Origin of the sequence: Nocardia sp. NPDC049526, assembly GCF_044465765.1 — a bacterium.
Lineage (GTDB): Bacteria > Actinomycetota > Actinomycetes > Mycobacteriales > Mycobacteriaceae > Nocardia.
Genome location: NZ_JBITMA010000009.1, coordinates 51,961 through 73,335, shown reverse-complemented (window position 1 = coordinate 73,335; position 21,375 = coordinate 51,961). Strand labels below are relative to the sequence as shown.

Genomic DNA, 21,375 nt, shown 5'->3' with positions numbered 1-21,375 from the left:
GTGTCTCGACCATGACGTGAAGCGGCGGACCCGGTCCCCCTCATCGTCGTGGTGGCCGGGTCCGCCGCTGGGGGCGGCGCCTATCCGCGGGCGATGGCCTCGAAGACCTTCGGATCGACGAGGGTCGACGTATCGCCGAGTTCTCGACCCTCTGCGACATCGCGGAGTAGGCGGCGCATGATCTTGCCGCTACGGGTTTTCGGGAGTTCCGGGACGATATGGATCTCCCTCGGTCGGGCAATGGGGCTGATCTCCTGGGAGACAGCGGCTTTCAGCTCACCGATCAGCGCATCGCCGGAATTTTGCGCGTCCGCGGTGAGAATGACGAAGGCGACGATGGCCTGTCCGGTGGTCGCATCGTTCCCACCGACCACCGCGGCCTCGGCGACCGAGGCATGCCCGACGAGCGCGGATTCGACCTCGGCGGTGGAGATACGGTGGCCGGAGACATTCATGACATCGTCGACCCGGCCGAGTACCCAGAGATCGCCGCCGTCGTCGAACTTGGCGCCGTCACCGGCGAAATACCAGCCGCGGTCGGCGAATCGGTCCCAGTACGTCTCGCGGAACCGGTCCATATCGCCCCAGATACCGCGCAGCATCGAGGGCCACGGTTGATCCAGCACCAGCAGTCCGGAGCGGCCGTGCGCGAGTTCGGCGCCGTCGTCGTCGACGATCTTCGCGGTGATGCCGGGCAGCGGGGTCATGGCCGCACCCGGTTTGGCCGCCGTAACACCGGGCAGCGGGGAGATCATGATGGCGCCGGTCTCGGTCTGCCACCAGGTGTCCACGATGGGAGTCCGATTGCCGCCCAATACCTCTCGGTACCAGCGCCAGGCCTCCGGGTTGATCGGTTCGCCGACGCTGCCGAGCAGTCGCAGCGAGGACAGGTCGTGCGCGTCCGGAATTTCGCGTCCCCACTTCATGAAGGTCCGCACCAGCGTGGGAGCGGTGTAATAGATGGTGACGCCGTACTTTTCGATGATGTCGAAATGCCGGTGCTCATCGGGGGAGTTGGGGGTGCCCTCGTAGACGACCTGGGTCGCGCGGTTGGCCAGCGGTCCGTAGACGATGTAGCTGTGTCCGGTGACCCAGCCGATATCGGCGGTGCACCAGTAAACGTCCTGTCCCGCTCGGTGATCGAAGACGTTGTGGTGGGTATAGGCGGCCTGGGTGAGATAGCCGCCCGTGGTGTGCAGGATGCCCTTGGGTTTTCCGGTGGTGCCCGAGGTGTAGAGGATGAACAGCGGATGTTCGGCGTCGAAGGCCTGCGCCTCGTGATCGGGGGACGCGTCGGTGACGGTGTCGTGCCACCACAGATCGCGACCCTCGGTCCACGGCACCTCGATGTTGGTGCGCCGCACCACGAGTACGTGCTCAACGGTGTGCTCGCCATCGACAAGCGCCTCGTCGACCGCGGCCTTCAGCGGTGCGGCGGTACCGCGCCGCCACTGCCCGTCGGTGGTGATCACCAGACGCGCCCCGGCATCGTCGACCCGCTGGCGCAGGGCAGTCGGCGAGAATCCGGCGAATACCACCGAATGGGTGAGCCCGAGCCGGGCGCAGGCCAGCATGGCGACGATCGCCTCCGGCACCATCGGCAGGTAGATGGCGACTCGATCGCCTGTCCGCAGTCCGAGCTCGGTGAAATAGTTTGCCGCCCTGGATACTTCGGCGAGCAACTCGCCGTAGGTGATATCGCGAGAGTCCCCTGGTTCACCCTCCCAATGGATGGCCACCTGCTCGCCGTATCCGTCGAGGACGTGCCGGTCCACGCAGTTGTAGGCGATATTGAGTTGGCCGTCGACGAACCATTTCGCGACCGGCGCGTCGCTCCAGTCGAGGACCCGGGTCCACGGCTGATGCCAGTGCAACCGCCGAGCCTGTTCGGCCCAGAACTCCAGCCGATCGGCGGCGGCGCGATCGTACAGTGCCGTATCGGCATTGGCGCTCGCGGCGAATGCCGCATCCGGCGGGTAGGTGGTCGGGTCGGTGGTTGCACTGGTCAACGTCGATCTATCCTCTCGGAACAACAAGGGCGGCAAGCTCAGTCGGATGTGGTCAGTGCACGACCGCCTTCTCCGCGCCGACACCGGTGAGCGAGCGAACCTCCATCTCGGCCTGCTTCGCCGGATTCTCCGGCTTACGCCCGCCGAGGAAGGTGCCGACCACACCGAGTACGAAAGCCAGTGGGATGGAGACGATTCCCGGATTCGACAGCGGGAACCAATCGAAATCCGAGCCCGGGATCATCGAGGTCTTCGTCCCGGATACCGCGGGGGAGAACACGATCAGCACAATGGTCGAGATCAGGCCGCCGTACATGCTGAACAGGGCGCCGGTGGTGTTGAACCGCTTCCAGAACAGCGAGTACACGATGGTCGGCAGATTCGCCGCCGCCGCGACCGCGAAGGCCAGCGCCACCAGGAAGGCGATGTTCTGGCCGTTGGCCAGGATACCGAGACCGATGGCCAGCGCACCGATCACGACTGCGGTGATCCGGGATACCCTGACCTGCTTGTTCTCGTCGACCTGGCCCTTCTTGATCACGCTCGCGTAGATATCGTGCGCGAACGATGCCGATGCGGTGATGGTCAGGCCGGCGACGACCGCGAGGATGGTGGCGAAGGCGACCGCGGAAATTACGCCGAGCAGGATTACGCCGCCGAGTTCGAAGGCCAGCAGCGGCGCCGCCGAATTCTGCCCGCCCGCCGCGGCGAGAATGCGATCCGGTCCGACAATGGCGGCCGCACCGTAACCGAGCACCAGGGTGAACAGGTAGAACGCACCGATCAGGCCGATCGCCCAAACCACCGAGCGCCGTGCCTCTTTCGCGGTCGGCACGGTGTAGAAGCGCATGAGCACATGCGGCAGACCCGCGGTGCCGAGCACCAGCGCCAAGCCGAGCGAGACGAAGTTCAGCTTGGAGGTCGCGCTGCCGCCGTACTGGGCGCCGGGAGCGAGCACGTCACGGGCGGCCACGCCCTTGGACTTGGAACCGTGCACCGCATCCTGTGCCGAGCCGAGGATGTCGGAGAAGTTGAAGCCGAACTTGGCGAACACCATCACCGTCATCAGCGCCGCGCCGGTGATGAGCAGCACCGCCTTGATGATCTGCACCCATGTGGTGCCCTTCATGCCGCCGACCAGCACGTACACGATCATCAGCACGCCGACGACGGCAATGACGATGCTCTGTCCGGTCTTATCGGAGATATCGAGCAGCAGCGCGACCAGACCGCCCGCGCCCGCCATCTGCGCGAGCAGATAGAACAGTGAAACCGCGAGGGTGGTCAGCGCGGCGGCGGTGCGGACCGGGCCTTCTTTCAGCCGGAAGCTCAGCACATCCGCCATGGTGAATTTGCCCGTGTTCCTGAGCATTTCGGCGACCAGCAGAAGTGCGACCAGCCAGGCCACCAGGAAGCCGATCGAGTACAGGAACCCGTCGTAGCCGTATACCGCGATCGCGCCCGCGATGCCGAGAAAGCTTGCGGCGGAAAGGTAATCGCCCGCGATGGCGATGCCGTTCTGCGGGCCCGAGAAGCCGCGGCCGCCGGTGAAGTAGTCGGCGGCGGTGCGGTTATTGCGGCTGGCCCGGATCACCACGATCATCGTGATCGCCACGAACAGGCCGAAAATGGCGATATTCGCGGCGGGATTGCCGACCTTCTCGGCGGCAGACAGATATTGCGTACTCACGCCTGGTCTCCCTCGAGGTAGTTGCGGATCGACGCGGCGCGCGGATCCAGTTCCTTATTGGCGAACCGGACATACAGCCAGGTGATCACGAACGTCGAGACGAATTGCCCGAGGCCGAGCAGCAGGCCGAGATTGATATTGCCGATGACCTGGGTGGCCATGAAGTCGTGCGCGTAGGCGCCGAGCAACACATAGCTCAGGTACCAGACCAGGAACAGTGCGGTCATCGGAAAGATGAAGCGGCGCAACCGGCTTCGCAATTCCTGGAACTGGGGACTCGACTGGACGGCGGCGAAATCCTCCGCTGTCGGCGTGCGCCGCGGTGGCGTGCCATCTTTGTCGAGGTCGATACTGGTCATCGCAGGGTCCTAGCGTGTGACGTGACTTACTGTCCGCCGACCATAAGGGGACCCTCGTGAGGGATTCATGATGTGGCGTGGATCACTCTGTGAAGGCGCCGGTTTGTGCGGTGAACGGTCGGCCTGCCGCGATGAACGGTCAGCGGCTCAGCCCGATGGCGCGCTCCCGGTCCGCGCCCATACCCAGCCGCTCCGGTGCGTGCATTCGGACGAAGATGCGCCCGACCGTGCGGGCGTTCTGACCGCGCGTCAGCACGCTGACCAGGACCATCGATGCGAATGCCAGCGGTACGCTGAGTGCCGCCGGATAGCCGAGGACCGCCGCGAGCCAGCCGTCTGCGAGTTCGTCGGAGATGCCGCCGGTCACCGAAACCGCGGTCGCACCGCCCGCCGCCAGACCGCCCACGATCAGTCCGGTGGCCGCGCCCTTGGCCGTCAGACCTCGCCACCAGATGCCGAGCACGAGCAGCGGGCACAGTGTCGAGGCCGCGACTGAAAAGGCAAGGGCGACGGTGCGGGACAGATCCAGCGAGACCACCATGATCGAAACACCAAGGGGCACAGCACCGGCGAATACCGCGGCTGCCCGGAAGTCGCGAATCCGACCGCGCAGCATATCCGTGCTGAGCACACCCGCGATGCTGACCAGTAGTCCGGACGAAGTGGAAAGGAACGCCGCGATAGCACCCGCCGCGGCAAGTGCCGCCAGCAGTTGGCCCGGCAGGCCCGCCAGCACCGATCCGGGCAGCAGCACCACGGCGGCATCGGAGGTGCCGGTGATCAGCAACTGCGGCACGTACAGCCGCGCGAAAACCCCCAACAGAATGGGGAAGAGGTAGAAGACCCCGACCAGGCCGATCACCGCGAGTGCGGTCGTGCGCGCCGCGCGGCCATCGGGATTCGTATAGAACCGCACCAGTACGTGCGGAAGTCCCATCGTGCCCAGGAAAGTGGCGATGATCAGCGAATACACCTGGTAGGTGGGATGGGTGCCGCCGAATCCGCCGCCGGGCGCCAGCCAAGCCGCACCGTCCGCCGGCGCTCCGGCCACCACCGGGACGGTGGAGCCCGCCTCCAGGGTCAGTTCGGTGCCCGCCGCCAGTTCGTGTGCGCCGGGTGTGAGCAGGACCGGACCGTGCACTCTGCGATCGTCGAGCGTTCCGGTGATCGAAACCTGTTGCGGCGCACCGACCTGCACGATGACGCCGGTGCTGACATCCACAGTGGTGCGCCCGGTGACCACCGGGGGAGCAGGTGTGCCGAGTTCACGATCGTCGGCGAGGAAATGTCCGAGCAGCACCAGTGCCGGAATCGCCACCGCGGTCAGCTTCAGCCAGTACTGGAAGGCCTGCACCAGCGTGATCGACCGCATGCCGCCGCCGGCCACATTCGCGATGATGATCGCGCCGACCGCCACCGCGCCGACCCATTTCGGCACATTCAGCAGGATGTGCAGCGTGAGCCCCGCACCCTGGAACTGCGGAATGAGATACACCCCGCAGACCAGCACCACCACGACCGCCGCCAGCCTGCGCAGCCGCAGCGAGCCGAGTCGGAACTCCGCGAAATCGGGCACGGTGTACGCGCCCGACCGGCGCAGCGGCGCGGCGACGAACAGCAGTAGTCCGAGATATCCGGCGGTGAACCCGACCGGATACCAGAGCGCGTCCGCCCCGTATTTCGCGATCAGTCCCGCGACCCCGAGAAATGAAGCGGCCGAGAGGTATTCGCCGGATATCGCCGCCGCATTCCAGCGCGGCCCGACGCTGCGCGAGGCGACCAGGAAGTCGGAAGTGGTACGCGCCAACCGGACACCGTAGACGCCGATCGCGACTGTGGCGAGGGCGGCGAACAACAAGGCGAAAACCGTGAGCGCTGGTGTTGCGGCGGGGGACATGAATGTCAGTCCTCGGCCAATTCCAGGAAGTCCTGCTCATTGCGTTCGGCGAGTCGGACATACAGCCGTCCTGCGCCGTACAGCACCGGATACACGGCAATGCCGAGCAGCAACCACGGCAACCGTATCCCGAGCAGAACAAATGATCCCACCGACCCGAGCCGGAAAAGCACCGGAAGCGAACACAATACGAGCACCATGACCAACCCGACCCGCACCGCCAACCCCAACTGTGCCCGAATCAGCCCGCCGATCAGTGCCTCGCCGATCTCGGTCTGCTCGACCACCTCGGTGCGGGTCCGCACGCGTCGCGCACCGCGGCGTTCGGCGAGCACGACGCGCTGTCTGGTCGGACGCTGCGGAGTGGTCACGGATTCGTCCACTGCTGTCGCGGCCCGTGCACCAGCCGCTGCTTCAGCTCCCGCACTTGCCGACGGCTCACCGGCAACTCCACCGCCGCGGCATTGCCGTCGGCCCGCAGCCGCACCACTGTGCCGGTGCCGACCGTGCGCAGCCCGGTCACCAACCGCAGCGCCACCAGATAAGACCGGTGCACCCGCAGGAATCCGGCGTTCTCCCACCGGGATTCCAACGCCGACAAAGGAATCCGCACCAGATGCGAGCCGCCGCTGGTGTGCAGCCGGGCATAATCGCCCTCCGCCTCCACCCAGCTCACACTCGACCGGTGCACCAGCGTGGTGACCCCGCCCAGCTCGACCGGAATCACCTCATTCGGGTCGGTGCGCGGGGCCGTGACGGCCGGGGCCGGTGTGGTGCGTGCCGTGACGATCCGTCGCACCGCCTCAGCCAACCGCGCCTCCCGCAGCGGTTTGAGCAGATAGTCCACCGCACCCAGATCGAAGGCCGCGATCGCCTGGTCATCGTGGGCCGTCACGAAGACCACTGCGGGCGGGTTCGCGAACTCGGACAGGATCCCGGCCAATTCCATGCCGTCCAGCCCGGGCATATTGATGTCGAGGAATACCGCATCGATCGGATGCGCCCGCATCAGCCGCAATGCACTGGTCGCATCGCCAGCGTTGTGGATTTCACCGACCCCCGGCTGCGCGCGCAGCAAATACACCAGCTCGTCCAGAGCGGGCTTCTCGTCGTCCACGGCGAGCACGCGCAGTGCGGCGGCCGACTGGTCGGTGGTCCGGGTCACAGTTGTTCCATCGTAAGCGGAGCCCCTTCACCGTTGCCCCGGATGTCGCCACCGGGCTTCACGCGCGTTCGTCGGTGCAGCCGCGCGGTCGCGCCGGAGCCGGGTGTCGTGCGGAGCAGGCGTGTGTGGTCAGGCCTGGATGCCGGCACGGAACTTGGGGACGCGCAGGCTCACCTTGGTGCCGGCGCCGGGGGCGGTCTCCACGATCAGGCCGTAGTCGTTGCCGAAGGTCGCCCGTAGCCGGTCATCGACATTGGCCAGGCCCACATGCGCGGATTCGCCGGAACCCGCTGGACCGGTTCCGGTTTCGATGGCATCGAGGGCACCCGAGCGCAGCAGATCCGGATCCATCCCGATTCCGTCGTCCTCGACGCTGATCACGCAGTCGGTACCCGCATCGGTCGCGACAATGGTGACCGTGCCGCCGCGCGTCGCTCCGGCCAAGCCGTGCCGAACCGCGTTCTCCACCAACGGTTGCAGCGCCAGGAACGGCAGTACGACGCCGAGCACTTCCGGTGCGATCTGCAACCGCACCTGCAAGGCCTCACCGAACCGGGCACGTTCCAGCGCCAGATACCGCTCGATATTGCGCAGTTCGTCGGACAGCAGCGTGAATTCGCCCGCGGCACGGAAGGAATATCGGGTGAAGTCCGCGAACTCCAGGATCAGCTCGCGCGCCCGATCCGGATCGGTACGTACAAAGGACGCAACGGTATTGAGCGCGTTATAGATGAAATGCGGGCTGATCTGGGCCCGCAACGCACGCACCTCGGCCCGATCGAGGCGGGCCCGCGAGGCGTCCAACTCCGCCAACTCCAGCTGTCCGCAGGCGTATCGCGCCACCTCCGCGACCGCACCCAGCCGCCCGGGCTCCGGCTTCCCGGTGGTCACCACCCCCAAAGCCCCTGCCACCCCGCCATTTTCGATCAGCAGAGGCTGCGCGATCAGTGTTCGCCCGGCATGTTCACTGCGACCAGGCCCCGACACCAGCACCGGGCGCTCGGTCGCCACCGCCCGCCTGGCCGCATCGGCGAAGGGTTCGGCCAGATCCGAATGTGGCCCGTCCCAAGCCAGCAGCGTGCCATCCGGATCGGCGACGCCCAATGCGTCGGCCCCGGTGAGTGCCCGCAGATGCGGCGCGGCCTCCTGAGCGGACCGATCGTTCAACCCCTGCCGCAACGGCCGTGCGGCCAGCGACGCGGTATGCAGTGCGCTGTACACGGCTCGCTCGGCCGGAGTGGTCACCACTCGCCGGGTTCGAGACCAGACCAGCAGTGCGCCGACGATCAATACCGCCCCGGCGACAACCGCGACACCGGCGGTCGTCATCGCGCGCTCGCCGAACGTCTCCGCCACCTCATCGCCTGATTATCGCGGCGGCCCGCCGAATCCGCGCCCAACAGTGCCGATCGGCGCACAGCACCAGCAGAATCAGCGCCGATCGGTCCACCAGCGCCTGCAGAATCCGCGCCCGACAGCGCCGATCGAACTGACGGCAGCACCAGAACCTGCATCCCGCCGGGGCCGGTTGCCGACTCGCGGAGCCCAAGGGAGGTGCCGGTTACAGTCGTGTCCATGACCGCGGGCTACTCCGGGACGCCGCCGGCGAAGAAGATCGGAATCAAATCCGGCCACCGGGTGGTGCTGCGGCATGCGCCCGCAGGCTGGCAGATTCCGGGTCTACCAGCGGACGTCGCGATCGCCACCGATGAGCCCGAGTCCGCGGATGTCGTCCTCGCTTTCTTTCGCGAACTCGCCGATCTGGTCGACGAGGCCCCGGAACTGGCCGCCGGACTGAAGCCGGGCGCGATGCTGTGGATCGCCTGGCCGCGCAAGGCGGGCGGGCACGTCAGCGATATAGCCGAGAACGATCTGCGCGAGGTGCTGCTCCCCATCGGCGTCGTCGATGTGAAGGTTGCCGCACTCGACAACGATTGGTCCGGTTTGAAATTCGTCTGGCGCAAGCGCGCTTGATCGAGGGCTCGCGTAGTGTCGAGCGATCCGCGGATCACCCCACTGTCGCGGAAATCGGACAACCGCAATGCTGGGTCGCGAGACGCGCCGGTGATCTTCACCACCGACACGCCGAGCACCTGCGTCAGCCCGGCGCGGGAAGCCGAACACGTCGGTGGGGACCCCTAGAATCGCTACACCAACCCCCGTCGAGACCTTGGGAGGAAGGACCGTCTTGGCCGCCTCGTCCGGATCGTTCGTTCACCTGCACAACCACACCGAGTACTCGATGCTCGATGGTGCGGCCAAAATCTCTCCGCTCTTCGCCGAGGCAAATCGGCTGGGAATGAACGCGGTCGGGATGACCGACCACGGCAATATGTACGGGGCTTCGGAGTTCTACAACTCCGCCAAGAAGGCCGGTATCAAGCCGATCATCGGCATCGAGGCCTACATCGCACCGGGTTCTCGTTTCGACACCAAACGCGTGCAGTGGGGTGATCCCAGCCAGAAGGGCGACGACGTCTCCGGTTCCGGCGCCTACACGCATATGACCATGGTCGCGGAGAACGCGACCGGCCTGCACAACCTGTTCAAGCTGTCCTCGCTCGCCTCGCTGGAAGGTCAGCTCGGCAAGTGGGCGCGCATGGACGAGGAGATCATCGCCGAGCACGCCGCGGGCATCATCGCCACCACCGGCTGCCCCTCGGGTGAGGTGCAGACCCGCCTGCGCCTCGGCCACGACCGCGAGGCCCTCGAGGCCGCGGCCAAATGGCAGGAGATCTTCGGACCGGACAATTTCTTCCTCGAGATCATGGACCACGGCCTGTCCATCGAGCGCCGGGTCCGCGAGGGGCTGCTCGAGATCGGCAAGAAGCTCGGTATCCGGCCGTTGGCCACCAACGACTGCCACTACGTCACCAAGGACGCCTCGACCAACCACGAGGCGCTGCTGTGCATCCAGACCGGTAAAACACTCAGTGACCCAACGCGTTTCAAGTTCGACGGTGACGGTTACTACCTGAAGTCCGCAGAGGAGATGCGGGCGATCTGGGATATGGAGGTGCCCGGCGCCTGCGATTCCACCCTGTTGATCGCCGAGCGGGTGCAGTCCTACGACGAGGTGTGGCAGCACCGCGACCGGATGCCGATCTTCCCGGTGCCCGATGGTCACGACCAGGCCAGCTGGCTGCGCCGCGAGGTCGAACTCGGACTGCGCCGTCGCTTCCCGGACGGCGCGCCCCAGGACTATCTGGACCGCGCCCAGTACGAGATCGGCGTCATCCTGGAGATGGGTTTCCCGGCCTACTTCCTCGTCGTCGGCGACCTGATCAACCACGCCCGCGAGGTCGGCATCCGCGTCGGTCCCGGCCGTGGTTCGGCGGCCGGTTCGCTGGTCGCCTACGCACTCGGTATCACCAATATCGACCCGATTCCGCACGGTCTGCTCTTCGAGCGCTTCCTCAATCCCGAGCGCGTCTCGATGCCCGATATCGATATCGACTTCGACGATCGCCGCCGCGGTGAAATGGTCCGCTACGCGAGCGAGAAGTGGGGCACCGACCGCGTCGCCCAGGTCATCACCTTCGGCACCATCAAGACCAAGGCCGCCATCAAGGACTCGGCGCGAGTGCTGTTCGGCCAGCCCGGATTCGCCATTGCCGACCAGATCACCAAGGCGCTGCCACCGCCGATCATGGCCAAGGACATCTCGGTATCCGGTATCACCGATCCGGAGCACGAGCGGTACAAAGAGGCCGCCGAGGTGCGCGAACTCATCGGGAGCAATCCGGATGTCGCGAAGATCTACGAAACCGCGCGCGGCCTCGAGGGCCTGATCCGCAATGCGGGTGTACACGCCTGCGCGGTCATCATGTCCTGTGATCCGCTCACCGATGCGATCCCGGTCTGGAAGCGGCCCCAGGACGGTGCGCTCATCACCGGCTGGGACTATCCGTCGTGTGAGGCCATCGGCCTGCTGAAGATGGACTTCCTCGGCCTGCGCAACCTGACCGTGATCGGTGACGCGCTGGAGAACATCCAGGCCAACCGCGGCATCGACCTGGATATGGACCGGCTGCCGCTCGACGATTCGCGCACCTACGAGTTGCTTTCGCGCGGTGACACGCTCGGCGTATTCCAGCTCGATGGTGGGCCCATGCGCGATCTGCTGCGCCGCATGCAGCCGACCGCGTTCGAGGACATCGTGGCCGTCGGCGCGCTGTATCGCCCCGGCCCGATGGGTATGAACGCGCACAACGACTACGCCGACCGCAAGAACGACCGGCAGGAAGTCAAGCCGATCCATCCGGAGCTGGAGGAGCCGCTCAAGGAGATCCTCGGCGAGACCTACGGCCTGATCGTCTACCAAGAGCAGATCATGCACGTCGCGCAGAAAGTGGCCGGCTACTCGCTCGGTCGAGCAGATATTCTGCGCCGCGCGATGGGTAAGAAGAAGGCCGAGGTGCTGGCCGCGGAGTTCGAGGGCTTCGAGGCGGGCATGCAGGCCAACGGATACTCCAAGGCGGCCATCAAGGCGCTGTGGGACACCATCCTCCCGTTCGCCGGTTACGCGTTCAACAAATCGCACGCCGCCGCCTACGGCCTGATCTCCTACTGGACCGCATATCTCAAGGCGAACTATCCCGCCGAATACATGGCGGCCCTGCTCACCTCCGTCGGCGACGATAAGGACAAGGCCGCGGTCTACCTGTCCGATTGCCGTCGCCTCGCGATCACCGTGCTGCCGCCGGATGTCAATGAGTCCGAGATGAACTTCGCCTCGGTGGGTAAGGACATCCGCTTCGGTCTCGGCGCGGTGCGCAATGTCGGCGCCAATGTCGTCAGCTCGATCATCCAGGCGCGCAAGGAGAAGTCGAAGTTCACCGATTTCTCGGACTATCTGAACAAGATCGACGCCATCGCCTGCACCAAGAAGGTCACCGAATCCCTCATCAAGGCAGGCGGATTCGATTCGCTCGGGCATCCGCGCAAGGGTCTGCTGCTGGTGCACTCCGATGCCATCGATGCGGTGATGTCCACCAAGAAGGCCGAGGCGATCGGCCAGTTCGACCTGTTCGGCGGGCTGGACGACGGTGACGATTCGGTGGCCTCGGTCTTCAATGTGAAGGTGCCCGAGGACGAGTGGGAGACCAAGCACAAGCTGGCGCTCGAGCGGGAAATGCTCGGCCTGTACGTGTCCGGACATCCGCTCAACGGTGTGGAACATGTGCTTGCGGCACAGGCGGATACGGCTATCCCCGCCATTCTCCAGGGCGATATCAAGGACGGCGCCCAGGTCACCATCGGCGGTATCCTCGCCTCGGTCAACCGCCGCATCAACAAGAACGGCCTGGCCTGGGCCTCGGCGCAGATCGAGGATCTGACCGGTGGTATCGAGGTCCTGTTCTTCCCGCAGGCCTATTCGGTGTACGGCGCCGATGTGGTGGAGGACGCGGTCGTGCTGGTGAAGGCCAGGGTGTCGGTGCGCGATGACCGGATCTCCTTGATCGCCAACGATCTCGCCGTTCCCGACCTCTCCTCGATCGGTGTGGCCAAGCCGCTGGCGGTCGTCATGCCGACGCGCCTGTGCACGCCCGACAAGATCGGCGAACTCAAGCGCATCCTGTCCAGGCATCCGGGCACCGCGGACGTCCACGTCCGCCATGTGGGCGCACGTGACAACACGTCACTGTGGAAATTGGATGACAGCCTGCGGGTTTCACCGTCCTCGGCGTTAATGGGCGACCTCAAGGCTTTGCTCGGTCCAGGCTGCCTCGCGGGCTGACGCGACGTCCGGATCGGCGGCGTCGGCGATTGCGGCGGTCCCGCGCAGGTTCTCGTGTGGCCGTCACCCACCTCGACCGTACCGTCCGCGGCATCGTGATGGCCGCCGGCTGCCGCTGCATTTCGGAGATCGTGTGTGTCTTCGGTGAGAACCTGGGCGGGACGCGAAGACGGTGCGCGGGCACGGGTAGTCCACCGGGGCAGGGTGAAACGCCCAACTGCCCGATCCCCGGACGGGTTCGGGCAGTTGCGGCGCTGGCGAAGGTGGTGCAATCCGCGCCGTATTCACTGTCGGCGAGGTCCGATCGAGAAGCGTTGCGGTGGTGCGTATTCAGACCATGAGTCCGACCATGGCGCAATCCTTCGGGCTGACCGTCTCGACCTGCTGGGCCCGGCGGTATAGGGCGGCCGCCCGACCAACGGTGGCCGGTGCCGCGGCCGCGAGGACCACGCCGATCGAGGCGATGACTTCCACCTGGCGCTACGCGTTCAGACAGTAAGTTTTGCCATTACCCGATCTGCTGGGCCGACCGTGTCAACCTGCTGGGCCCGGCGGTGTAGGACCGCCGCCCAAGCGACGGTGGCCAGTGCCGCGATGGCGAGGGCCACGCCGATCCAGGCGACCGACGGGTAGCCGAGGCCGCCGCCGATGGCCAGGCCGCCGAGCCACGGGCCGACGGTGATACCGACATTGAATGCGGAGAAGTTGACTGCGGTCGCGAGGGTGGGTGCAGCCGCGGCCAGTGCGAATACCCGAGTGTTCAGTGCGGGATTCGTGGCGAATCCGAAGGCTCCCAATAGGAATACGAGGATTACGACCGGTGCGGGCATGGTCGCGGTCAGTGCCAGCACCGCCGAGATGATGGTCAACCCGATCATTCCGATGGTCAGTACGCGGAAGGGATGGGCATCGGCGGCGCGGCCGCCGACCGTGATGCCGATCAGCGCGCCGATGCCGTACAGCGTGAGCACCAAGGGAATCCAGCTCTCGGTGATTCCGGTGGTGCGGGCCAGGAGTGCGCCGAGGTAGGCGAAGGTGACCAATAGCGCGCCGGTCGAGAGCGCGGTTGTGCTGTAGGACAGCCACAGGCGCGGATTGATCATGGTGCGTAGTTCGCGGCGCAGGTTCGGTACTTCGGCGGGGCGTCCACCCGGAATCTTGGCCGCCACCCCCGCCATCGCCAGGGCGGACAGGATGGCGACCGTCCAGAACGCGGCCCGCCAGCCCAGATGCTGGCCGATCACTGCACCCGCCGGGAGTCCGACGATATTGGCCACGGTCAGCCCGCCCGCGACAATACTCATTGCCCGGCCACGCGCGTTCTCCGGCACCAGACTCAGCGCCGTGGTCGCGGCGACCGCCCAGAATCCGGCGTAGACGAATGCGCCGACCACCCGGGTTCCGAAGAGCACCCAGTAACCCGGGGTCAACGCGGCCACCACATGGGCTGCGATGAACACTGCGAGGAAGGCCAGCAGTGCGGTGCGGCGCGGCCGGCGCAGGGTGATCACGGCCAGTGCGGGTGCGCCCACCAGCATGCCCAGTGCGAATGCCGAAATCAGCAGGCCTGCTTGGGGTATGGAGACGCCCAGGTCGGTGGCCATTTGGGTGAGCAGACCGGAGAGCATCAGCTCAGAGGTGCCCTGGGCGAATATGGATAGCCCGAGTATGTAGACAGCGAATGGCATCGGTAGCCCTCTCGAATTTTGGATTGATCAGTTCAGAATTGAGCTAAGAGAATGCGGCGCTGTGCTGCATGTGTCGTGTGCTGTGCTGGGTGGGTCGCGCCGATGGTCTGGTTGCGGCTATCGCGCCGCTGATTCGACGTCGGTGGGGGTCAGAGCACGCTCAACGCTGTGGTGGCGATCGCCTCCAGGGTGTCCTTATCGGCTCCACCGCGTGCCGCGACGCGCATACCGCTGATCGTGGTGATCACGAAATGGGCCAGCGTGCGGGCATCTTTGCCCGCATCGATCTCGCCGGACCGCTGGCCCGCGCGGATAACCGCCGTCAGTGCGTCGAGCCTCCGCTCCAGGTCGGCGCGCAATGTCGCCGCCACCCCCGGATCGCGCGGCGCCAACTCGACCGTCGAGTTGACCACCAGGCAGCCGATGGGGTCGTCGGCCGGTGCGTCGATGGTCTGGCGCAATAGCTTCCGGATCTTCGCCCGCGCGGGCAGGTCGCCGTCGAGCACTTCGAAGATCGAGGCGTTCTTGCTGCTCATATACCGCTGCAGTGCCCGGTCGAACAGTTCGTGCTTACTGGTGAAGGTGTTGTAGATGCTGCTGCGGCCCAGACCTGTTGCATCGCAGAGGTCTTGGGTCGAGGTGCCCTCGTAACCCGCGGACCAGAACGCCCGCATGGCCGCGTCCACCGCCCGGTTCTCGTCGAATGCCTTCGGTCGTGCCATGCGGTCAAGCTAGCACGTTTTGCACTAATCAGTCCAATAAGGACTGGACTACGGCGAGACCGCGACTCCGAGCGAGAGCGCGGCGAGGAACTTGGGTCCGTCCGCATAGAACTCGTCGAGTTCGCGGATCTCGAATCCGGCGCTCTCGACGGTGCCACGAATATCGCGATCGAGATTGCAGCCGCCCGCAATCGCCTTCTCGATCGGATTCAATCGGTGCTGCCACGCCTGGACGCCCGGATCCGGCGCGAGCCCGTGTTCGACGAAATGCAGGGTTCCGCCGGGAACGAGCACCCTGCGCACCTCGGCCAGCGCGGCCGCGATATCCGGAATGGTGCACATCGTCCAGGTCGAGAGTGCGGAGTCGAAGCTGTTATCGGCGAAGGGCAGCGACTGGCCGTCGAGTCCGGCGCGTTCGATCGGCACGGTGGCCTTGGCCAGCCGCTTGTCCGCCAGGCGCCAGCCGAGGTCGGCGGGTTCCACAGCGCTGATCGACTCGACGGCAGCCGGATAGAACGGGACATTCAGACCCGATCCGAAGCCGATCTCCATCACCCGCCCGTGCAGTCCGGCGCAGGCGCGCTCGCGCTGTGGATTGTTCATCTTGGCTCCGCAGACCAGATTCACCAGCCGCGGCACGACCTGATCGTTGTAGATGCCCACGTCACCCACTCTGTCAGGATCCGCGCGCCGCAGGCAATGGTCAGCCGGTCGAAAGGGCGCGTCCTGTGTCGGCGAGCCGCATGATCGGCGACATGCCATGCTGGCTCGGTGACCTTGTTCGAGGTATGGGCCCCGCGACCGGAACGGGTGCGCATCGAGGTCGATGGCGCCGTACATCCGATGACAAGGTCGCCTGACGGTTGGTGGCGGGCAGATGTGCACGCCGTACCGGGCACGCGCTACGGCTACCTGCTCGACGACGACCCGACCGTCCTGCCGGACCCGCGCTCGGCGCGCCAGCCCGACGGCGTGCACGGCCGCTCGGCGCTGCACGCCCTCGATCCGGCGGGATGGACCGATGCGAACTGGACCGGCCGCACACTGGCGGGCGCGATCATCTACGAACTGCATCTGGGCACCTTCACTCCCGAGGGCACCTTCGATGCCGCCGTCGAGCGCCTCGACCACCTCGTCGAACTCGGCGTCACCATGGTCGAGTTGATGCCGGTCAATGCCTTCGACGGTATCCACAACTGGGGCTACGACGGTGTGCTCTGGTATGCGGTCCACGAGCCCTACGGCGGACCCGATGGTTTGCAGCGCTTCGTGAATGCCTGCCATGCAAAGGGTTTGGCGGTCGCCCTCGATGTCGTTCACAACCATCTCGGACCCTCCGGCAACTATCTGCCCCGCTTCGCGCCCTATCTGACCGAAGGTCGCAATACCTGGGGGCAGAGCCTGAATCTCGACGGTCCGTACTCGGATCCGGTGCGCCGCTTCATAATCGAGAACGCCCTGCGCTGGCTGCGCGATTTCCATATCGACGCACTGCGACTCGATGCGGTGCACGCACTCGTCGACCGCACCGCCACCCACCTGCTCGCCGAACTGGCCGCCGGCACCGAATCGCTTGCCGCACATGTGCGTAGGCCGCTGACATTGATCGCGGAGAGCGACCTCAACGATCCGCGGCTCATCACCCCACGCGCGGCAGGCGGCTATGGCCTGACCGGTCAATGGAACGACGACCTGCACCATGCCGTGCACACCGCGGTTTCCGGTGAACATCAGGGCTACTACGCCGATTTCGGTTCGCTGGGCTGTCTGGCCCAGACACTGACGCGCGGATTCTTCCACACCGGAACGTATTCCAGCTTCCGCGGTCGCATCCACGGTCGCCCGATCGACACCCGGCTCATCCCGGCGAGCGCATTGCTCGCCTATACCTGCACCCATGATCAGATCGGCAATCGGGCGATCGGGGACCGTCCCAGCGCCTATCTGACCGACGGCCAGCTGGCGATCAAGGCCGCGCTGGTGCTGTTCTCGGCGTATACGCCCATGCTGTTCATGGGGGAGGAGTGGGGCGCGCGCACCCCGTTCCAGTTCTTCACCTCGCACACCGATCCGGTGATCGCGGCCGCCACCGCCACCGGCCGCAAGGACGAATTCGCCGAACACGGCTGGGACAGCGACGAGATTCCGGACCCGCAGGACCCCGAAACCTTCCAGCGGTCGAAGCTGAATTGGTCCGAACTCGAACATGATCGCCATGCACGGCTGCTGTCCTGTTATAGAAAGCTGATCGGTTTGCGACGCGAGCGAGCCGAAATAACGGACCCGTGGCTCACACATGTATCTGTCGACTATGACGAGAATGCCCGCTGGATCGCGGTGCGCCGAGGCCGGCTGACGCTGGTTTGCAATCTCTCCGAAGAGCAGGTCACCGTGCCTATCGCTGGTCTTTCGCTGCTGTCGTGGGAACCTTCGACCGAAGGCGTCTCCGCGACGGAGATACCGGGCCACTCGTTCGTGATACTCGCGGGCGCATAGCGGAACCCCAGGTCGGCTCGCGGTTACCGAAAACCTCCTGAAGATAACTGTCCGAGACACAATATTGCCGAGTGTGACCAGCGCCATTACCTTTGGAATATGAGCAACGTGGCTTCACCCGGGGACCTAGCGAATCTCCCCGATGGGGTTGGTGGCAGTGCCGCCGCCGAATTCGCACCATTGGTACGCGCATTCGCGAAGGTCTTCGGGCGCCGTCGGGGGGCGGGCGGCGCGTTGGCCGTCCATCTGCACGGTGAACCGCTGGTCGATATCTGGACCGGGAGCGCGGGTGACAAACCCTGGAGCCAGGACACCGGTGCGATCATCTTCTCCGCCACCAAGGGCATCACCGCGACGGTCATCCACCGGCTGGCCGATCGGGGTCTGCTCGACTACGAAGCGCCGATGGCCGAGTACTGGCCGGAGTTCGGCCAGAACGGCAAGGGCCGTATCACCATTCGTCAGGTGATGACGCACAGCGCGGGACTCGGTGGTCTCAACCCGATCGCGGCCGGGCTCGAGGATGTGCTCGACCACCAGCTGATGGAGCAGCGTCTCGCCGCCGCGAAACCCGATCGTCTGCTCGGCACGCCGGCCTATCACGCGCTCACTTTCGGTTGGCTGCTCGCTGGATTGGCCCGCGCCATTACCGGCCAGGGGATGGCGGAGCTGTTCCGCACCGAGGTCGCCGAACCACTCGGCATCGATGGTCTGCACCTGGGCAAGCCGTCCGCGCAATCGTCGACCGTCTATGCGCCGTTGGCGGGCTCCCAGCTCAGTATGATCGGAAAGCCGGTCAGCACAAGGGTTTTGGGGCGCAGCTATGGTCTGCCCGGTGCGCTCGGCGCGGCCGCGCGGTGCCTGTTCCTGCCCGGACTGGAAACCATCCTGGAGGGTGAAATCCCGCCGATCCTCGATACCGAACTCGGTGCGGGCAACGGCGTCTGCACCGCCCCCGCGCTGGCCACCATGTACGGCGCATTGGCAAATGGCGGCATGGCGGGCGGCGTGCAGTATCTGACGCCGCAAACCATCAAGGCGCTCAGTCGCATTCGGACCTACCGGCTCGACCGCACCCTGTTCTACGCGCCGATGCTCTGGCGCCTTGGCTATCACTCACTTCCGATGCCGGGCGCACACGGCGGCTTCGGTCATATCGGCCTCGGTGGCTCCTTCGGCTGGGCCGAGCCCCGTCTCGGCCTGTCCGTCGGATTCGTCCACAATCGCCTCTCGGCCGCGCAGCTGAGCTTCGACCAGGCCGCGGCCGGTTGGCTGTTGCCGATGGTCATGACGGGTGTGCGCACGACCCGCCGGTCCGTAACCGTGGTGGAAACGCCAGAGGCTGCATAGACGCTGGAACCGGCCGCACGGACGATGTCCGCGCGGCCAGTTCGGGTCGGGTGCGTTCGCTAGGTGAGGTAGCGGTAGGCCGGGGAGCCCGGATCCAATCGCTCGCACTGGATCGGCGAGTCTTCCATCCGCTCCAGCAGTGGGCCGAGCCCCTCCGGTGCGCCGAGTTCGATACCGACCAGCGCGGCACCGGTTTCCCGGTTGTTGCGCTTGACGTATTCGAACAGGGTGATGTCGTCGTCGGGACCGAGCACTTCGTTGAGGAAGCGCCGCAGCGCGCCCGGCTCCTGCGGGAAGTCCACCAGGAAATAGTGCTTCAGGCCGCGGTGCACCAGCGAGCGCTCGATGATCTCGCCGTAGCGCGACACATCGTTGTTGCCGCCGGAGACCAGGCACACCACCGTCGAACCGGGTTCGATCGTGATCTCGGCCAGCGCCGTCACCGACAGCGCGCCCGCGGGTTCGGCGATGATGCCCTCGTTCTGATACAGCTCGAGCATAGTGGTGCAGATCGCGCCCTCGTCGACCTGCATCAGGCGAAAAGCGCCTGCACCACTTGGTGATTCGGTCGCGGTCAGCAGCGGCAGCGAGCCGTGCGATACCACCCGGCCGCCGAATGCGGCGATCGCCGCATAGGGCAGGCGGCCGATCCGGCGCACCGCGGCGCCGTCGACGAACGGATCGATCTCCGGCAGCGTCACCGGGCCGCCCGCGACCAGCGCCGCGGTCATCGAGGCCGCGCCCGCCGGTTCCACACCGAGGATGCCGGTGCTCGGTGAGCGCTCCCGCAGGTAGGTGCCGATGCCCGCCAGGCAACCGCCGCCGCCGACCGGGATCACCACCAGATCGGGGGTCCGACCGCCGAGCTGTTCCAGGAATTCGGGGGCGATGGTGCCCTGTCCCGCCGCGGTGCGCGGATCGTCGAACGGCGGCACCATGGTCGCGCCGGTGCGCTCGACATCCTCGGCGGCGGCCGCGGCGGCGGCGTCATAGGTTTCTCCGACCGCGATCAGCTCGACGTACTCGCCGCCGTGCACCCGGATGCGGTCACGCTTCTGCTTCGGTGTAGTGGTCGGCACATAGATGCGGCCCTTGATGCCCATCGCATTGCAGGCGAAGGCCACGCCCTGGGCGTGATTACCGGCGCTGGCCGCGACCACGCCCGCGGCTCGCTCGGAGTCGGTGAGCTGCACGATCAGGTTGTAGGCGCCGCGCAGCTTGTACGAACGGACGGCGGTGAGGTCTTCGCGCTTGAGGTAGACCTGCGCCCCGGTCAGCGCGGATAGCCGGGGACTGTGCTGCAGCGGGGTGGGCTCGATAATGTCGGCAATTCGCTTGGCGGCGGCGTCGATCTCGTCTGCGGTCAGCGCGGGACGAGATGTGGACTGGTCGTCGAGAAGTTCAAGCGGATTGGACACTCGAAATATGGTGCCACCCGCCGCGTCGGGCGGACGCGTCGGGTGGGCGTCGGACGATCGGTTTCCCGGCCGGAGCTACCGCGGAGTCAGGACGAAAACCGGAATCTCGCGGGTCGTCTTGGTCTGGTAGTTCGCGTAATCGGGCCACACCTCGATCGCCCGCTCCCACCACAGCGCCTTCTCCTCGCCGGAGACCTCGCGCGCGGTGTAGTCCTTGTTCACGGCGCCGTCACGCAGCTCGACATGCGGCTCGGCCTTGATATTCCAGTACCAGACGGGATGCTTCGGCGCGCCGCCCAGCGAGGCGACGACCGCGTACTCGCCGTCGTGCTCTACCCGCATCAGCGCGGTCTTGCGCAGCAGCCCGGTCTTCGCGCCCTTGGTGGTCAGGACGATGACTGGCTTGCCCTGCAGAGTCAGGCCCTCGGTGCCTCCGGAATTCTCGATCAGCTCGGCCTGTTCACGGGCCCAATCGGATGTGCTCGGTGCGTACTCACCTGTCAATGGCATGACATCCGCAACAACGCAGCGCCCACCTCTGTTCCCGCCGAAATGTTAGGTGGTCCGAACTTCGCTATCCGTGTAGCCTGACGACATGGCAGTGGTCCCCCTTCAGACTCGCCCCACGGCGGTGGATATCGCCGGCAGCGCGTGGCCGATGTACAAACTCGAGGCGATCGCCCTCGGGCTGGTCATCTGCCTGGTCCTCGCGCTGATCACCGGGTCGCTGCAGTTCGCGGTGCTGGCCGCCGCCGGGGTCGGAACCGGCCGCTGGGTTGTCGGCCAGGTCGGCGCGCATCGCCGAGCGTAGGCAGGGCGGCTCGGCCCATCGAGCCGAACC

18 protein-coding genes are annotated in these 21,375 nt (G+C 66.0%); 5 read left to right on the top strand and 13 right to left on the bottom strand.

The window, feature by feature from the left end; translation table 11 throughout:
* Window positions 1-80: 80 nt before the first annotated feature.
* The 7 genes from acs to ACIBW7_RS27010 form a co-directional block, all read right to left on the bottom strand.
* Window positions 81-2,009: an acetate--CoA ligase gene (acs, locus tag ACIBW7_RS27040; protein WP_397050968.1), complete on the bottom strand. Its 1,929-nt coding sequence runs from the start codon at window positions 2,007-2,009 to the stop codon at window positions 81-83.
* 52 nt (window positions 2,010-2,061) lie between these two features.
* Window positions 2,062-3,699 (bottom strand): cation acetate symporter, encoded by a 1,638-nt coding sequence (locus ACIBW7_RS27035; protein ID WP_397050966.1) that lies wholly within the window; start codon window positions 3,697-3,699, stop codon window positions 2,062-2,064.
* The gene (locus tag ACIBW7_RS27030; RefSeq protein ID WP_063041895.1) at window positions 3,696-4,058 is read right to left on the bottom strand and encodes a DUF485 domain-containing protein; all 363 of its coding nucleotides are present in this window, start codon (window positions 4,056-4,058) and stop codon (window positions 3,696-3,698) included. The genes ACIBW7_RS27035 and ACIBW7_RS27030 overlap by 4 nt, the downstream gene beginning before the upstream one ends.
* A gap of 139 nt (window positions 4,059-4,197) precedes the next feature.
* Complete coding sequence (locus tag ACIBW7_RS27025) at window positions 4,198-5,955, bottom strand: cation acetate symporter (RefSeq protein ID WP_397050963.1); 1,758 nt, start codon at window positions 5,953-5,955, stop codon at window positions 4,198-4,200.
* A 5-nt stretch (window positions 5,956-5,960) separates the two neighbouring features.
* On the bottom strand, window positions 5,961-6,326 hold the full coding sequence (locus ACIBW7_RS27020; protein WP_397050961.1) for a hypothetical protein: 366 nt from the start codon (window positions 6,324-6,326) through the stop codon (window positions 5,961-5,963).
* A complete protein-coding gene (locus tag ACIBW7_RS27015; protein WP_397050959.1) occupies window positions 6,323-7,120 on the bottom strand; it encodes a LytR/AlgR family response regulator transcription factor in 798 nt (265 codons plus the stop codon). Before ACIBW7_RS27015 ends, ACIBW7_RS27020 begins: the two co-directional genes overlap by 4 nt.
* 129 nt (window positions 7,121-7,249) lie before the next feature.
* The gene (locus ACIBW7_RS27010) at window positions 7,250-8,449 is read right to left on the bottom strand and encodes a histidine kinase (protein WP_397051633.1); all 1,200 of its coding nucleotides are present in this window, start codon (window positions 8,447-8,449) and stop codon (window positions 7,250-7,252) included.
* A 246-nt stretch (window positions 8,450-8,695) separates the two neighbouring features.
* Between ACIBW7_RS27010 and ACIBW7_RS27005 the strand changes: the two genes are divergently transcribed.
* Window positions 8,696-9,094 carry a DUF3052 family protein gene (locus ACIBW7_RS27005; protein WP_397050957.1) on the top strand — a complete coding sequence of 133 codons (399 nt, stop codon included), beginning with the start codon at window positions 8,696-8,698 and terminating at the stop codon, window positions 9,092-9,094.
* Window positions 9,095-9,308: 214 nt separating this feature from the next.
* Entirely contained in the window at window positions 9,309-12,860 is a 3,552-nt protein-coding gene (gene dnaE, locus ACIBW7_RS27000; protein ID WP_397050955.1) for a DNA polymerase III subunit alpha, read from the top strand.
* Window positions 12,861-13,190: 330 nt separating this feature from the next.
* On the opposite strand, the gene ACIBW7_RS26995 is transcribed toward dnaE, so the two are convergent.
* The 4 genes from ACIBW7_RS26995 to ACIBW7_RS26980 all read right to left on the bottom strand — a co-directional run bounded on the left by ACIBW7_RS26995 (window position 13,191) and on the right by ACIBW7_RS26980 (window position 15,933).
* Window positions 13,191-13,334: a hypothetical protein gene (locus tag ACIBW7_RS26995; protein ID WP_397050953.1), complete on the bottom strand. Its 144-nt coding sequence runs from the start codon at window positions 13,332-13,334 to the stop codon at window positions 13,191-13,193.
* 14 nt (window positions 13,335-13,348) lie between these two features.
* Window positions 13,349-14,548 (bottom strand): Cmx/CmrA family chloramphenicol efflux MFS transporter, encoded by a 1,200-nt coding sequence (locus ACIBW7_RS26990; protein WP_397050951.1) that lies wholly within the window; start codon window positions 14,546-14,548, stop codon window positions 13,349-13,351.
* Window positions 14,549-14,697: 149 nt separating this feature from the next.
* A complete protein-coding gene (locus ACIBW7_RS26985; protein ID WP_397050949.1) occupies window positions 14,698-15,270 on the bottom strand; it encodes a TetR/AcrR family transcriptional regulator in 573 nt (190 codons plus the stop codon).
* 48 nt (window positions 15,271-15,318) lie between these two features.
* Entirely contained in the window at window positions 15,319-15,933 is a 615-nt protein-coding gene (locus ACIBW7_RS26980; RefSeq protein ID WP_397051631.1) for a class I SAM-dependent methyltransferase, read from the bottom strand.
* A 108-nt stretch (window positions 15,934-16,041) separates the two neighbouring features.
* On the opposite strand from ACIBW7_RS26980, the gene treZ reads away from it, so the two are divergent.
* Both treZ and ACIBW7_RS26970 read left to right on the top strand, forming a co-directional pair.
* Window positions 16,042-17,766 (top strand): malto-oligosyltrehalose trehalohydrolase, encoded by a 1,725-nt coding sequence (gene treZ / locus ACIBW7_RS26975; RefSeq protein WP_397050947.1) that lies wholly within the window; start codon window positions 16,042-16,044, stop codon window positions 17,764-17,766.
* Between the two features lie 99 nt (window positions 17,767-17,865).
* Window positions 17,866-19,116, top strand: coding sequence for a serine hydrolase domain-containing protein (locus ACIBW7_RS26970; protein ID WP_397050945.1), 1,251 nt, complete (start codon window positions 17,866-17,868; stop codon window positions 19,114-19,116).
* A gap of 59 nt (window positions 19,117-19,175) precedes the next feature.
* On the opposite strand, the gene ilvA is transcribed toward ACIBW7_RS26970, so the two are convergent.
* Together ilvA and ACIBW7_RS26960 are read right to left on the bottom strand one after the other, a co-directional pair.
* A complete protein-coding gene (ilvA, locus tag ACIBW7_RS26965; RefSeq protein ID WP_397050943.1) occupies window positions 19,176-20,534 on the bottom strand; it encodes a threonine ammonia-lyase IlvA in 1,359 nt (452 codons plus the stop codon).
* 75 nt (window positions 20,535-20,609) lie between these two features.
* The gene (locus ACIBW7_RS26960) at window positions 20,610-21,044 is read right to left on the bottom strand and encodes a nitroreductase family deazaflavin-dependent oxidoreductase (RefSeq protein WP_397050941.1); all 435 of its coding nucleotides are present in this window, start codon (window positions 21,042-21,044) and stop codon (window positions 20,610-20,612) included.
* 85 nt (window positions 21,045-21,129) lie between these two features.
* On the opposite strand from ACIBW7_RS26960, the gene ACIBW7_RS26955 reads away from it, so the two are divergent.
* Window positions 21,130-21,345 carry a hypothetical protein gene (locus ACIBW7_RS26955; protein ID WP_397050939.1) on the top strand — a complete coding sequence of 72 codons (216 nt, stop codon included), beginning with the start codon at window positions 21,130-21,132 and terminating at the stop codon, window positions 21,343-21,345.
* The last annotated feature ends 30 nt before the right edge of the window (window positions 21,346-21,375 follow it).

Bases quoted from the DNA above. Each gene is read 5' to 3' on its own strand.
- ACIBW7_RS26970 (WP_397050945.1), top strand. From the start codon at position 17,866: ATGAGCAACGTGGCTTCACCCGGGGACCTAGCGAATCTCCCCGATGGG.
- ACIBW7_RS26985 (WP_397050949.1), bottom strand. From the start codon at position 15,270: ATGGCACGACCGAAGGCATTCGACGAGAACCGGGCGGTGGACGCGGCC.
- ACIBW7_RS26990 (WP_397050951.1), bottom strand. From the start codon at position 14,548: ATGCCATTCGCTGTCTACATACTCGGGCTATCCATATTCGCCCAGGGC.
- ACIBW7_RS27005 (WP_397050957.1), top strand. From the start codon at position 8,696: ATGACCGCGGGCTACTCCGGGACGCCGCCGGCGAAGAAGATCGGAATC.
- ACIBW7_RS27025 (WP_397050963.1), bottom strand. From the start codon at position 5,955: ATGTCCCCCGCCGCAACACCAGCGCTCACGGTTTTCGCCTTGTTGTTC.
- ACIBW7_RS27030 (WP_063041895.1), bottom strand. From the start codon at position 4,058: ATGACCAGTATCGACCTCGACAAAGATGGCACGCCACCGCGGCGCACG.
- ACIBW7_RS26960 (WP_397050941.1), bottom strand. From the start codon at position 21,044: ATGCCATTGACAGGTGAGTACGCACCGAGCACATCCGATTGGGCCCGT.
- ACIBW7_RS26955 (WP_397050939.1), top strand. From the start codon at position 21,130: ATGGCAGTGGTCCCCCTTCAGACTCGCCCCACGGCGGTGGATATCGCC.
- ACIBW7_RS27010 (WP_397051633.1), bottom strand. From the start codon at position 8,449: ATGACGACCGCCGGTGTCGCGGTTGTCGCCGGGGCGGTATTGATCGTC.